Genomic DNA, 12,985 nt, shown 5'->3' on the forward strand with positions numbered 1-12,985 from the left:
AATCAAGATTATGGAAATCAGCCTCGCCCCGGCAGGCCAACCGGCGTTCGCCGCTGGCGGACGCCGATTTTTCCGTGCCAATCGTCCACGCTCGCGATAGCGAGGAAAAGCTCTGTCAGATAGAGCGGCACGGCGCAGGCGGCGGTTCCCGACTGCGCCGTGTTCTATTCGGGTAGCTGGCCGCTGCTCACGCGGCGGCTTCCATCGCCTGCGGCTGCAAGCCGGCGAGATAGTCGGCGGCGCGCTGCGCATGAGCGGCGGCGGCGAAGATCGCCCGCCTGTCGTCCTTCAAGACCTTGAGCCATGAGCCGATATAGGCGGCATGTTCTTCGCGCGGAGCGAGCGTCAAGGCAAGATCGGCGCAAACGAAGGCCGCGCCAAGCTCGGCGACAAGTTCCTCCATCGCATAGCCTTCATCGCCAAACCGCTTGCGGCCGAAATCCCGGTTGAGGCGTTGCGGGTGCCGAATCCAGTGCGTTATTTCATGGGCGAGCGTGGCGTAAAATGCTTCCGGGTCCGCGAAGGATACGAACGGCGGCATCTGCACGCGGTCCGTGATTATGTTGTAGCAAGCCCGATTGCCACCCTCGTGAATCTCCGCGCCGGTCGCGGTAAAGAATGCCTCTGCCTTCGCGATGCGGGCCACGGGGTCAAGGGCTGCCTGCGGCACGGTGTAGAAATGCGCTGGCAAGCCGTCCACCTGCTCGGCGTTGAATACGGTATATCCTTTCATGAAAGGAATCTCCCGCTCCAAATCCTCGCCGGTCGTCTCGTCCTGTTCGGTCCTGGTGATGGTGTTGGCATAAACGACAAGCGACCCCTTCTCGCCCTTCCGCACCTGTCCGCCCAATTCATGCGCCTGTTTATAGGTCATCCAAAGCGGGGCGACATATCCACGCTCAAATGCTGATGCCCAAAGCATCAAAACATTGATGCCGCGATACGGGATTCCGTTGGCGCGCAATGGCCGAGTAATACGTCCTGCGGCATGGTCCGCGTTCCACGGCTTCAGCCATGGGCGAACGCCTTTTTCCAGTTCCGCCACGATGCTGTCGGTTACACGCTGATAAATGTCCTTTCGATCTTCACTCATTGCCTTTCGTCCTCGGTTAGCTGGTTGCACATGCAACCGGACTAGCCATGCGGCGATGAGCGGGGGTTCGGCGGTCAGGACCGCCGGCGGGGAATGAGGTATCTCCCGTCTTGGCAGGGAGCTGCGCTCCCGAAAGACGGGGAACGCCCCGGCGGTGCCCGCAACTTCAAGCGAAGGGCTTGGTCTTGACGGCCATGGGGCCGCAGGCCCCTTTTTTGATATGAGGGCGCGCTACGCGCGCCGGGCCGCAAGCCCCTTCTTTTCTCTTTTGAAGTATCGCGAGGTGCAGCCCTCGTCGCGAAAAGGCGGGGCGGCCCGCCGTTATCGAAGCGCCGGCCGCGTCGGCTTCAATGTTCTCTTTGCGCGAAGGGTCGAAACCCTCCGGCGGAGACGGCTGCCGGCTCCGGGCAGAGCCTGAGAGCCTGGTCCGCGAACAGCGGACGCGCCCGTTCCTTATTGTTTGCTCCGTTCTATTCAATGGCGATCGGCAATCGCTTCACGAGTCCTCCCGGCAAACTGTTCACAACCGCCATGCCTGCCAGACCGCATGTGAATTTGCGCCAGTCTGTCCTTCTACAGCGCAAGCGAAAAACTCCGTCTCCCCAGCCTTCCTGCGTGCAGGCCGGGTGATGCCCCTCGGTTTTTTTTCGCATGCGCCTCGTCCATCCCGTCGCTTCGGCATTCACAAGGCTGGCAATCAAGCCGGCCGCGAACAACGGGAGGAAACTCATGAATCGCTTACTGACCGCCTTCGAATTGCAACGTCGCACCCAAACGGAACTGCACGTCCTGTTCCGGCAGGAGTCGCAGGCCCTCGCCCGCAGCCGCACCGGCTCACCGGAGCGTCGCCTCGCGCTGGCGAGTCTTGAGAACATCTCGCAGGCGCTCGCGCTGTCGCTGGCGGCGGGGCCGGGCTTTTAGCCCCGCCCTCTCCGCTGGCCGCGCGACGAACATATCGATGTAATCCGAATATTCGTCGATCGTCGCGAAGGCTTATGACAAGCGCGTCGCAGCATGTGGATAGAATTTTTTCTTTGTTTCCGTGTTTCCGCATAGCGAACGTACAATCTTTGCATGATTATTTCATTTCTCAATCAAAAGGGCGGTGTCGGCAAAACCACGCTTGCGGTCAACGCGGCGGCCCGCCTCGCCCGATCCGGGCATAAGGTGTTGCTGATCGATGCAGACCCGCAGCAAACATCGGCGCAGTGGGCGAGCCTTCGGGAAAAAACGCCGTTTGTGGTCGCCTCCCTCAGCCAGTCGAGGATCAGCGGTGAGACCTCCGCATGCAGCCAGGGCGCGTGATAAAGGATGTCGTGCAAAATATAGTGTGGCGGGCGCTCCGCTACGCTGTGCTCAAGCTCCCAAACGAACTCCTTCGCCACCGCCTCGTGTCCGATTTCCGGAAAGACACGATACAGCCGTTCGAACCACATAGGGAAGCCATTGAGCTCCCAGGTGACGTAACGGAACGCGAGCCGTGCTTCACCCGGCGTCAGTCGCTGGGCAAAGGCGCTGTCCTCAGCGGATTCGATCGCAAGGCCGGTCATCGCGAAGACCAGTGAATAAGGCGTGGAGCCGGTGTCCGCGCCTTCGGAGCGAAGCTCAGGTCGATAGGCTCGCCAATGTGCAACCGCAGCATCCCGATAGGCGCGCGCCACCGCTTCTCCGAATTCAGGGATGAGGGCCCGCCAATTGGCGCCATCCTCGTGACTGGTTGAGAGGCCATCCTTCATGCTCGTGGTGAGAAGATAATACTGATCGCGGCTGAACTCCCCCAGCTTAAGTCCAGGGGGATGGAGAACGCGATCGGGATCAGCCCTTAATATCCGCACCCAGTCGGCTCGGTTCTTCTTCTCCTTGCGTTTCCGCTTCTCGTGCTGACTTCTCCAGCGTCGATGTTCAGCGTCCTTTTCCGCCATCGCCGGCGACGGCTTTGGATCCAACCGAGCCTCAAGCATTGCCGCGAGCTTCTCGTCATCGATGACCGCGGCCCGAAGTTGTGCGAGCCAGGCTGTCGGCCGGTCTGCGTCAACATAGAGATAGATGCACCGAGAGAGGACGACAGAACGATCATCGCCTTCCTTCGTGCGAACCCATTCAAGACAACGCTCAAAGTCCTCAGGCCCAAAACCCCAAAAATGACCTATGAAGCTGGTCTGCCGATCGTCCACGAGGTGCTGGCCCTTCTGCTCCAGCTTGGCCCGAGCGTCGGCAATGCTGTCCCAGTAGAGGATATCGTTGAGGTCACGCCAACGCGGTACATTCTTGGAGAGCGCGTTCTTGTATTCGCCGACATCGTCGCTGCGCCAGAACTGAAGCGCCGGCATGTTGCGCATAACCGCGATCGCGGCTGGCGTGAGCGCCTGAGCGGACCGCGCCGCCACGAGCCGGTCGGCCGCATGGAGCGCCGGCGACATAAGCCAGGCGAAATCTTTCGACACATGGCACTCGCTGCGCTCGATGAAAGGCTCACGTCCGATGAACCTGTTCAGGCCTTCGACCAAGCGCCCCAACGGATAATCGTCCGCTTCGTCTGACATGACCGGCAGGCGATCGATGAACATGTGAAGGGCGTGATCCAGCCCATTCGTGTTGAACCGCTCGAAAGGCGCGGCATGCTCAAGTGTACGAAGCAGCAGCTCAACGCCGCGCGTGGTCGGCGCAACCCAATCAAGCAGCTCGGCGAGTATGGCGTGGTCGAGCGGGCCGGGATCATCGGCGATCGTCTTCCACACCCCATCCTTCTGCCCAGCATCGCCGACGGCCATCACGCCACGGATCGCCGCGATGCGCGCATAGCGTCCGCGGGACGGATCACCAGCGATCCGGACAAGAGCGGGCGCGCAGTCCACCATCTGGCCCTGCCACACCAGCCGGCCGAGAAAGAAGACGACGTCGTCATTCGCGCCGTAGGTGTCGAGCAGCGCAAGCGCGTCGTTCGTTAGATCGTGGGTCGCAATGCGCTCGATCGCGCTGTTGTCCATGATGCTCATTCCTCGCGTTCCTTCGCGATCCCCTCGACGATGTTGCGAAGCATAGTCCGCCGCACATCGAGCGGGAGTCGGGACGGATCGCCGCCCTCGCTCGCAATCTCGGGCGCCAGCGCAAGCGCCTTGTCCCGAACCGCATCGTCTAGAAGGATCAGCCACGTCAGCGTTGGCCGCGTGCGCGGCACAATGATCTCCTCGTCATAGCTATTGCGGAAAAAGAGCTGCTCGACCCGCCCCCGACCATCCGGTTGACGGAGGAGATCGTTCGCCCATTCCGCGCTCAGCAGCTCGCGGATCTCACGATGACGGAAACGGACGCTCGTATAGACAATGTCGTCGAAGAGCCCTGTGCGCAGCAAGACGTCGATCTCGCTCGCGCTCCAGTCCGGCAACAGCACCCGTGGATCGAGCCGGTCCGGGCTGTGAACGCCGTCGGGCAGACAAATCACGGACTTACCCGTCAGCATCACCGCACCCGCAAGCGCGTGGATGCCGTTTCGCGCCCTCGCCGGATCAATCCGCACCGGTGCGCGCGCGACCGAGATAGGATCCAACTGAAGGCCGATCATCCGCTGAAGCACGCGCGGCTGCGTGTCGGAATCAAGAAGAAACCGATTGCTCAAGATTCGGCAGCGGGAATGCCACCACTACCGCCATTTCCAAAGAGAGACGCTGACGGGATGACGGGTGTGACGGGTTGACATGTCATTCCCCTTAAGCGCGCTAAGAGAAATTGAGAGCAAGCAAGGGGTAAATGGCGTCACACCCGTCATCCCGTCATCAGGATCGTCAACGGATAAGCGCAAACACGCTCCGTGCAGTAGCGCTCTCCGACTTCAATCCTTCACTGGCTGCCGAGCTTACGGTCCGCAATCCAGACGCCAATTAGCGCTTTCAGGTCGAAAGGGCGCTCGGCGAGCGTCAACAGATTGCCGCGCTTGATGGCGTCGACAAAGTCGCCGACGTCGCTGATGCCGTAGTGGCCAGCGAATAGCGCGATCTCATCCTCCGACAGACCGGCAAGCCGGAACAGCTTGAGCATGGGGTCACGCTTACCACTGGTATTATTTTCTTCCTCGGAGTGTTCGGGCTCGCCGTAGGGCAAATGCTGCTCGATGAGCGTCTGGTCGGAAAGCGCGCGCCATGCATCCCCGCGGCTGGTGATGAAGATGTGAGTTCGCTCGAGCGCGTCGTGGATTCGCGCCCCGAAGACGCGCACGGCATCCTCCAGTGCGCGCGGGGTCTCAAGCTGGGCTTCGTCGACCGAATCAAGGAAAAACCAGGCTTCTTCTGTCGAGCCGAGCCAGGCCGTGAACTCTTCCGCGGTGCCTATTTCAAATGCCTGATCGAAGCTGGCGTCGATCTTCTCGATCCGGATGAAGAAGGCCTTTCTGCCGCGCTCCCGCACTTTGCGCGCGCGCGTTTTCGCCTCGAACGTCTTGCCCGCGCCGGGATCGGCGATGATCAGAACGCGATGCTCGTCCTCGATCTCGTGCCACCGCTGCGGCCGGCCAGACCCGGCCGTGAGGAAGTCCCATTCTCGGGAGCGAGACGACATCGGCTCGAACCGACGGATGAGCTCGACGACTTTATCGATCATGATCGCGATCCGGCGCTGGCGGGATAGAGGTTTGGAAACCAGCGCTCAGCAACATCGGCCGGAAAGGCGAGGCGCAGCGGCGCGCGATGAGTTGAAGCCGTGAGTATGCCACGTTCGACTAGCGCTGAAGTGACGTTGCGCGCGGTTCGCTCTTCAAAGCCTGTGAGCGCAGGAATCTTTGAGCGTTCAACCTCCCCGCCCATCACCGCCTCGCGTAGAACGGCGAAACTCCCGCGCTGCAATCGCTTGGTCCGGACTTCCTCCTCGATATGGATTTCCATGCGCGTTAGCAGGGTCGCAGGTTCGAGCAGGCCACTCATGAACCTGATCTGATCGACCGATCGCTCGAGAAAGAATTTGCAGAATTCGACGAGGCCTCGTTGGGTGAGATTGCCTCGGCCATCACGATCCCCCTCACGCGGCCCGTCGGCCTGGGCGAGGAGCGCCTTGTAACGAGTCTCATCGCGGGCGAGCCCGCGGGCGACCGACCACAGACTGGTCCCAATGCCGAGCCGCTTGAAAAGGGCATGCGACATCAGCCTCGCCACGCGGCCGTTGCCGTCGAGGAAGGGGTGTATCCACAGGAAACGGTGATGAACCGCGCCTACAGTCTGAATCTGGCGTGTCTTGCTTAGTGGGGGCGAGCCGTACGCAGTGTCGAACCGTGCCATGAAGCGCGCAAGCTGATCATATTCGGGTGGAACGTGCCGACCGACCTGAACGTCGCGCTTGCGCCACTCGCCAGGGATGATCTCGAGTCGCTCTCCGGTCTTGGATTGCGCGAATTCTTGACGCCCCGAAGGAGCGCACCACGACCGGCGAGGTCCACGTCTTCCCAGCGGAGCCGCAATAAGCTTCCGCGCCGGGCTCCAGTCTCAAAACCCATTTCGACGAGTTGCGCAATCCACGGGTTGCCGCCCTCACGGCATGCGGCCAAGAGGTTCTCAATTTCGTCAGCTGTGAGCCGCACGTCTCGTTCGTCGTTCACGGCCGGGCGTTTTACCGTCCTCGGTGTTGACCGGATTTACGAGCAATCCATATCGCCGCTTTCCGTGGTCTATGACGCGTTTGAATAGGGTCAATTCCCGTTTGACCGTGCCGGGCGAGATCAGGGTCGCGGGTTTTGGCCCAGGTTTCGGCGCGGCTGCGTTAGCCCGAGGCTTGCCATCTTTCCGAAGCTTCACATCGGGCGATCCGGCCTTGTATTGCCCGCGTCCGCCTGGCGCGCCGCCGCTCGCTGTTTGGGTCAATCTCCGGTCGCGATAGTCCTCAAAATGTTCGGGGCGCAGATTTGCTACTGCATATGCGCACAGATCGCCTTCATCCCGTATGAAGCGTTCAAGCCGGGCGCGCTCGGCAAGGCGTGAGGCCTCACCCGGCCGCTTGTCGGTCACTTCCTTGAGATAGCGTTCGATCGCTTGCTTGAAGGTGGTGCGCTCGCCGGCCGATCGATCGATCGACATAAATGCCGCGATCCATCTGACTCTCAACGTCACGCGACCACGCTTCAGCGTCCTTTTTGGTCCGTAGCGTTGCGGTTGCGATAGGCCAGCCCTTGCGTCTCACTTGCGCGTGCCACTGGTGCGGACCTTTCTCCCTAATGCCATCGTACCCCACTCATGACCAGCGGCGCTGTGCCGACTGTGCCAAAAGTGTGCCAACAAATTAGAATCGGAGGCAAGTGCTGCGCTGGCGCTTCAACATATTATTGATTTTGCTTGATGTTCTTGGCGCACCCGACACGATTCGAACGTGTGACCTTTGCCTTCGGAGGGCAACGCTCTATCCAGCTGAGCTACGGGTGCGAGGCATTCCGTTTAGCCGATTGACCAGGCGGCGGCAACGCCCCGTGACGTGCCGATTCGGAAATTGCCGCCTGATCCCGCGGCGATGAGCTATCCGCCAGAACCGTAGCGAACCGTGCCGGATCTGGCGCCGCCATATTTCGTCGCGCGCCCCGCCCGGCCGGCCGGATTGCCGCCCGCCCTGCCCCCGCCGCGCCCCGGGATATCGAGCAGCTTGTACGTCACGGAGTCCTCCAAGATGCCGCGGCCGTAGCCGGAATAGGCATGGACGATATTGCCACGGTCATCCCGTGCGAAGGACGAGCCAGGCGGCGAGAACACGCAGGTCTTGCCGGTCCTGACCCCGAGCTTTCGTGGGCGCGCGGCGTAACCGGTCAACAGCCCAGCGCCACCGGGCGGAACGCCTGCAGCAAGTGCTGATCGAGCTTGTCGCTCATTTCTTCCATCATCGCGAAGGACTTGGCGTGCGTGAACGGGAGGCGATAGGCCCGCTGCTCGATCAGCGCCGCATGAATGTCCACGATCGTGGTCAGACGCACGATGTCGCTGATCTGATCGCCGCGCAGGCCATCGGGATATCCCGAGCCATCGAGGAGTTCATGATGGTGCAGAACGACATCGAGCATCTCGGGCGGGAAGCCGCCCTGCTGTAACAAGGCCTCATAGCCGAGGCGCGGATGCCGACGAATTTCGTTCTTTTCCTCGTTGCTGAGCTTGCCCGGCTTGTCGAGGATCGCAACGGGAATGAAGGCCTTGCCCACATCATGCAACAATGCGGCGCGGGTCAGCCGGCGCTGATCGTCCTCGCGCATCCCGAGACGCTGCGCGAACGCGGCGGCGAAGCCTGTGACAAACAGGCAGTGGCGATAACTATGGTCGTGATGGCGGCCGACGGCGGCCAGCCAGTCACGCAACGAGGAACGCTTGATGGCCCTCAGAATCTCGCGCTCGGCCTCCAGCACGTCGCTGAATGCGAGTGGAACTCCGGCCGGAAGCCGCTCGAAGATCTTCACCAGCACGGCATGGGCCGCGGCAATGCCCCGGTTCAGAGCCTTGGTGCTCGCCGCAGCATCGCGGCCGTCGTCGCCCGGGAATGCGGAGCGGATACGTTGCAGGATGGCTTGCGCGTCGAATGGACGCGAAATCGTGTCAGTGGCGCCGAGCGCCCACGCCTGCATCGACCCGTGGTGAAGCGCATCCGCAAGAACGAACAGCCGTGGCACCGATCGATAGGCCTCGGCGCACAGCTTGTCGCGCACTCGCAATACGCTTTCGGCCGAGCGCAAATTGATGTCGACGACGATGCCGGCAAATCGGCCCGCCGGAGTGTCCGGAATCTCGGAGGTCAAGGTGGTATCGACGTCGCCGACGCGTTGCAAAATCGCGCCAAGGTCGCCGCTTCGATCGCTCCGGTCGGACGCCAGCAGCAGGCGGCGTCTTGCAGACGATCCGGTTGTGAGCGTCGTCATTGATCCTCATCGGCTTGGAGTTCGGCGCTGCGCGAACTTTAGCCGATAAGTAGATTCGCGAGGATTAAGGGGCATTATTAATGCTTACGTAGCAACCCGCCTACAATTCAACGCAAACCGCTGCCTTTTGGCAATTTGCCGGGAGGCTCCGGCATCCGGCGGACCGATGAGATAAACGGTGACGGTCATTTGCAAAGGCTGCAACCACTCGCGGAAGCAAAGTGCAAATGTGTTAGCATCGGCCATCGACGCCGGCAGAATTCCGGACGACCTCTAACCTGACGTGTCAGCAAACACAAAGGCGGCCTCATGAAGCAGCGGACATTCGTCTTCGCCTCGACATGTGCTGTTGCGTTGTCCGCGGCGTGGATCGCGCCGGGACACGCGCAGCAAGCCCTCGTGGATCCGTCACATTGGTCATCCTTTACGGCAACGCTGTCGAACAACACCCCGCTGGCTTTCGGCATGGATGAGGCGACCGCAGCGGGAGCGCTCGGCGTGCCCCTGGACTACATTAGCGGACGCCCGGGCAACGAGGTGTTTCTGGCGTTTCGAAGCTACGGCGGCAGCGGCTTCTTCAACCGCAAGGACCGGCTCTATCTACAATTTCGCAGAGGTCGTCTCACCGGCTGGAAGGGCGATTGGGGCCGTAACTGGATGTGGCGATAATGGCGATACCCGCCGCTGGCGCTGCTTCGCCAGGCATTTCAAAAAACAAGACCACCCTCAAAACCAGCGTTCGCCGACGAGGATGGTGTCGCCGGGGCTGAGCAGCGTTGCGGTGGGCACGACGAGGCGGACGGTACCGCGGGCATCGGTGTGGGTGACGGTGACGCGGTCGCGTTTGGCGCGAGGCGAGAAGCCGCCGGCGATGGCGACCGCGCTTTCAACCGTCATGTTGGGCACGAACGGATACTGGCCGGGAGCGGCGACCTCGCCGAGAATGAAGAACGGCCGGTAGGCTTCGACCTCGGCGGCGACATAGGGCTGGCGGATGTAACCGCTGCGCAGCCGCGCGGCGACGGCGGCGGACAGTTCGGCCGGGGTGCGGCCGCGGGCGGCGACGGCGCCGATCAGGGGCATGGTGATGCTGCCGCCGGCATCGACCAGATAGCTGTTGGTGAGGCCTTCCTGGCCATAGACCACGATGCGCAGCCGGTCGCCGGCATCGAGGCGGTAGGCGGGATCGCGCGCGACGGGCGGCGGCGCAGCGGCGTAGACAACGTGCGGCGCGGCCGCGGCGGCGCGGACCGGCGGACTCCGCATGACGCGGCGAGCAGCCGGCTCTGGCGCAACGGCCTGCCGCCCGCCATAGGCCAGCGCATCGAGAGCGTTATGCGGACGGACCATCGCCGCCGGCGCCGGGTGCCGCATGCATCCCGACAGCGCCAGCGCGGCCACCGACGACATTACAAACACACGCGCGAGCCGCACCGGACCTGTCCCTTGTCACAAGATGACCCGGTTCTGCACCTGTTATGGTTAACAGAAGGTATGTTTCGCGATAAAGCGCGAGCGGCGTCGATGTCCCGGCGATTCAATCCCGGGAGTAGCCGATCAGTGGCCGTCGCGGCCGGAACAGCAGCATCAGGAGAATGCCCGCAACAGCAAGCACCGCGAAAGCCGGCTGGTTCAGGACCAGTTTGAGGAGATCCCACATCCAGGGGGCCGACGCTTCGATCTGGGTGCGAACCGCTTGCTGACTGGCCTGATGAATATCGTTCCAGAATTCGCCGAGTGTGGTCAGCCGCACGGTCTGGTCGGCGATCGATCGCGCGCCGTCATAGACCAGAAAAACGAAACCGCCCGCGAGCAGCAGCAGCCCGATTGAGCGAAAAATCCCGCGAATCATGCCGTCACCTGCTCTTTCTGCCGCCGGATCGCTGGCCGCCCCTTAGAAGCGTTTTCGCGCGAAGCATGTCCTCGGGCTTGACCCGCGGATGGGTACCGGTTCGCGTGAAGAAAACGCGTCAAATCAAAATCATAGAGCCCGCTTCTGATTCCATCAGAAGCGAAAAGGCTCTAGCTGTCGGACGCGGGAAATTCAACCTCGCAAGTGCCTAAGAAGTCCTCAAGGGAGGCCTTGAATGCCGCGCCTGTTCGCAGGTAAGCCGTTGACGCTCGAAAACAGGGCCTCTATAAGACCGCTGACTGGCGGCGGGGGCGATCCTGCCGCCGCTGTTCTTTGAACGGCGCCGCCTCGCGAACCTGTTCGCTCCGAGGGTGGCATTTTCAGGAACAACCGGAAATACATTCAGGCTCACTTGCAGGCTCACCGCGCAATCGAATGACCGGCGCCACTGGCCGGCCTCTCGCGGTGGAACACTGCCGAAGGATTTTTCGAGACCATGGCCAATACGCACTCCGCCAAGAAAGCGACACGCAAGATTACCCGCCGCACCGCCGTCAACAAGTCGCGGCGGACCTTGATGCGTGGCTCGGTCCGGATCGTCGAGGAAGCGATCGCCAAGGGCGATCGCGACGCCGCGATCCAGGCGATGAAGCGTGCAGAGCCGGAATTGATGCGGGCTGGACAGCAAAATATCGTTCACAAGAACAGTGCGAGCCGCAAGGTTTCGCGGCTGACGCATCGAATCGCCAAGCTCGCAAAATAATCTGACCCAAGACGTTATTCGTCAGTATTCTTCAGCAGAGGCCCGGCCGATCGCCGGGCCTTTTGTTTTTTTGCGCAGCAATCGCGCACGGGGTCGTCAGTCAGACCGAACGAGGTGACGAGGACGCGTTTCAACGCCTCACGGCCGCATCGCCTTGCGAAGGCACGCCGCCGCATCGATTCGCCCGATGTCACGCTTGTGATCCGCTTCACGTTCCAGGACGCAAATCCCCGGCACGACGCCGGGCACGGCGATTCAATCGAATCTCATCCCGCTCGAGACAACAGCCATCCGGTTGACCTCGGCTCGCCCGCGCCGGCCGACACTCCTGTCCGGGGCAGACGTCAGTTTCGCACCGGCGCAACGCCGTCGTATTCGGTATGTTCATACGGATATAACAACGGCACGACCGGATAAGCACATGGCCGGCGCGGGTTACCCGCAAAAACAGTCAGAAAAAAATGCGCCTCGCTAATCACTTATCCACATAGTGTGATGAAGCACTTCCAAAACGGCCCGACGCGTCGCTCCGCTTTACGGTTTCTTAAAATATTTTGGACAGCGCGACGAATTTGTAACACCGCACGGAGACATCGAATCCGCGCGCAGATTCAAACCGTTGCTGATCGACGCGATGAATGTGTCCCGCGTTGCAGGCACACATTCGATTTGTGCGACGCAGCCGCGACGTGAAAGCCATTGCGAGAATTGGGGGGTGGTGTATCTCTTGGTGGCTCGCGGCGCTCACGGCTCTCCGGATAGTGCGGATTAGAGAACCTTGGGTGGACGTGCGTATCGGCGGCGATATGCAGGTTAGTGAAGCTTTCCACGTGATGGCGAATGACGACTCATAGCAACATGAGAACGGATGGTCTGTGCCGAAATTTCTCGACTGCGACGTTTATCTCGAACGTTTGCCAAACCAAGAGAAATACGCTCAGGCCATGCCGCATATCCGCCGCCGGAAGCGGACGGGCGGACGGGTTGAACTGGTGAGTTAGAGTACGCGGCGTAGCGATCCCGACACCGACATCGGGTTTCGCAGACTAAATTTGAAATAGATGGGAGAGGGTATCTCGGCGCGGTCCATCGCAGCGAGGAGGGGGTTTTATGTCAAACAAAAACAACACCACCGGATTTCATCCATTAGATCACGATGATTTTGGATCGATTCAATCCAAAATCATGAACGTGATCGATTCCAATATTTTGAGAAGCGGGATGCGGGCGGAAAACCGCTGCACACTTTTCCTCATCCCGCTCTCGATCATCTCACTGACATTTTCACGACCAAGACCGCTTTGCTGCGCTCCCCCACGCAGCCTCCGGGCGGCTCGTCGAGTCGTCGCTGACCTCGCGTTCGTTCCGTTTTCCGTCATCTGAACCGCTTGCGGCGCTCGGCCGAACGGC

16 protein-coding genes, 1 tRNA gene and 2 pseudogenes are annotated in these 12,985 nt (G+C 61.2%); 7 read left to right on the plus strand and 12 right to left on the minus strand.

Annotated elements, in window-relative coordinates; translation table 11 throughout:
• Nucleotides 1–187 precede the first annotated feature (187 nt).
• Nucleotides 188–1,093 (minus strand): ArdC family protein, encoded by a 906-nt coding sequence (locus NHAM_RS20645; protein WP_011512324.1) that lies wholly within the window; start codon nucleotides 1,091–1,093, stop codon nucleotides 188–190.
• A 729-nt stretch (nucleotides 1,094–1,822) separates the two neighbouring features.
• On the opposite strand from NHAM_RS20645, the gene NHAM_RS20650 reads away from it, so the two are divergent.
• From NHAM_RS20650 to NHAM_RS25475, 4 genes are all read left to right on the plus strand, one after another.
• A complete protein-coding gene (locus NHAM_RS20650) occupies nucleotides 1,823–2,014 on the plus strand; it encodes a hypothetical protein (protein ID WP_157043719.1) in 192 nt (63 codons plus the stop codon).
• 153 nt (nucleotides 2,015–2,167) lie between these two features.
• Complete coding sequence (locus NHAM_RS28560; RefSeq protein WP_430707690.1) at nucleotides 2,168–2,398, plus strand: ParA family protein; 231 nt, start codon at nucleotides 2,168–2,170, stop codon at nucleotides 2,396–2,398.
• Nucleotides 2,399–3,234: 836 nt separating this feature from the next.
• Nucleotides 3,235–3,633 carry a hypothetical protein gene (locus NHAM_RS27105; RefSeq protein WP_157043720.1) on the plus strand — a complete coding sequence of 133 codons (399 nt, stop codon included), beginning with the start codon at nucleotides 3,235–3,237 and terminating at the stop codon, nucleotides 3,631–3,633.
• A 27-nt stretch (nucleotides 3,634–3,660) separates the two neighbouring features.
• Nucleotides 3,661–4,041, plus strand: coding sequence for a hypothetical protein (locus NHAM_RS25475; RefSeq protein WP_081435050.1), 381 nt, complete (start codon nucleotides 3,661–3,663; stop codon nucleotides 4,039–4,041).
• A gap of 44 nt (nucleotides 4,042–4,085) precedes the next feature.
• Here the strand turns inward: NHAM_RS25475 and NHAM_RS20660 are convergent, their stop codons facing one another.
• The 9 genes and pseudogenes from NHAM_RS20660 to NHAM_RS20690 all read right to left on the minus strand — a co-directional run bounded on the left by NHAM_RS20660 (nucleotide 4,086) and on the right by NHAM_RS20690 (nucleotide 8,960).
• Nucleotides 4,086–4,640 carry a hypothetical protein gene (locus tag NHAM_RS20660; protein WP_157043721.1) on the minus strand — a complete coding sequence of 185 codons (555 nt, stop codon included), beginning with the start codon at nucleotides 4,638–4,640 and terminating at the stop codon, nucleotides 4,086–4,088.
• Between the two features lie 290 nt (nucleotides 4,641–4,930).
• Nucleotides 4,931–5,686 (minus strand): hypothetical protein, encoded by a 756-nt coding sequence (locus tag NHAM_RS20665; RefSeq protein WP_041358520.1) that lies wholly within the window; start codon nucleotides 5,684–5,686, stop codon nucleotides 4,931–4,933.
• The gene (locus tag NHAM_RS20670) at nucleotides 5,683–6,222 is read right to left on the minus strand and encodes a hypothetical protein (protein ID WP_198136974.1); all 540 of its coding nucleotides are present in this window, start codon (nucleotides 6,220–6,222) and stop codon (nucleotides 5,683–5,685) included. Before NHAM_RS20670 ends, NHAM_RS20665 begins: the two co-directional genes overlap by 4 nt.
• A pseudogene (locus tag NHAM_RS29435) lies at nucleotides 6,223–6,537 on the minus strand (Fic family protein); the annotation flags it as partial. It abuts the gene before it with no gap.
• Nucleotides 6,525–6,674, minus strand: a pseudogene (locus NHAM_RS29440) (hypothetical protein); the annotation flags it as partial. The pseudogenes NHAM_RS29435 and NHAM_RS29440, both read right to left, overlap by 13 nt.
• On the minus strand, nucleotides 6,640–7,149 hold the full coding sequence (locus tag NHAM_RS20675; protein ID WP_041358522.1) for a hypothetical protein: 510 nt from the start codon (nucleotides 7,147–7,149) through the stop codon (nucleotides 6,640–6,642). The gene NHAM_RS20675 and the pseudogene NHAM_RS29440, both read right to left, overlap by 35 nt.
• Nucleotides 7,150–7,414: 265 nt before the next feature.
• Nucleotides 7,415–7,491, minus strand: a tRNA-Arg gene (locus NHAM_RS20680).
• Between the two features lie 90 nt (nucleotides 7,492–7,581).
• A complete protein-coding gene (locus tag NHAM_RS20685; protein ID WP_011512327.1) occupies nucleotides 7,582–7,869 on the minus strand; it encodes a DUF899 family protein in 288 nt (95 codons plus the stop codon).
• A complete protein-coding gene (locus tag NHAM_RS20690) occupies nucleotides 7,866–8,960 on the minus strand; it encodes an HD-GYP domain-containing protein (RefSeq protein ID WP_011512328.1) in 1,095 nt (364 codons plus the stop codon). Before NHAM_RS20690 ends, NHAM_RS20685 begins: the two co-directional genes overlap by 4 nt.
• A 309-nt stretch (nucleotides 8,961–9,269) precedes the next feature.
• Here NHAM_RS20690 and NHAM_RS20695 point away from each other — a divergent pair, with 309 nt between their 5' ends.
• On the plus strand, nucleotides 9,270–9,629 hold the full coding sequence (locus NHAM_RS20695; protein ID WP_011512329.1) for a hypothetical protein: 360 nt from the start codon (nucleotides 9,270–9,272) through the stop codon (nucleotides 9,627–9,629).
• 57 nt (nucleotides 9,630–9,686) lie between these two features.
• On the opposite strand, the gene NHAM_RS20700 is transcribed toward NHAM_RS20695, so the two are convergent.
• Together NHAM_RS20700 and NHAM_RS20705 are read right to left on the minus strand one after the other, a co-directional pair.
• Nucleotides 9,687–10,370 (minus strand): polysaccharide biosynthesis/export family protein, encoded by a 684-nt coding sequence (locus tag NHAM_RS20700; protein ID WP_086008335.1) that lies wholly within the window; start codon nucleotides 10,368–10,370, stop codon nucleotides 9,687–9,689.
• A 127-nt stretch (nucleotides 10,371–10,497) separates the two neighbouring features.
• A complete protein-coding gene (locus tag NHAM_RS20705; protein WP_011512331.1) occupies nucleotides 10,498–10,812 on the minus strand; it encodes a hypothetical protein in 315 nt (104 codons plus the stop codon).
• 496 nt (nucleotides 10,813–11,308) lie between these two features.
• Between NHAM_RS20705 and rpsT the strand changes: the two genes are divergently transcribed.
• Together rpsT and NHAM_RS27115 are read left to right on the plus strand one after the other, a co-directional pair.
• The gene (gene rpsT / locus NHAM_RS20710) at nucleotides 11,309–11,575 is read left to right on the plus strand and encodes a 30S ribosomal protein S20 (protein ID WP_011512332.1); all 267 of its coding nucleotides are present in this window, start codon (nucleotides 11,309–11,311) and stop codon (nucleotides 11,573–11,575) included.
• Between the two features lie 1,110 nt (nucleotides 11,576–12,685).
• Nucleotides 12,686–12,958, plus strand: coding sequence for a hypothetical protein (locus NHAM_RS27115; protein ID WP_011512333.1), 273 nt, complete (start codon nucleotides 12,686–12,688; stop codon nucleotides 12,956–12,958).
• Nucleotides 12,959–12,985 lie beyond the last annotated feature (27 nt).

This window comes from Nitrobacter hamburgensis X14, from assembly GCF_000013885.1.
GTDB classification, from domain to species: Bacteria; Pseudomonadota; Alphaproteobacteria; order Rhizobiales; family Xanthobacteraceae; genus Nitrobacter; species Nitrobacter hamburgensis.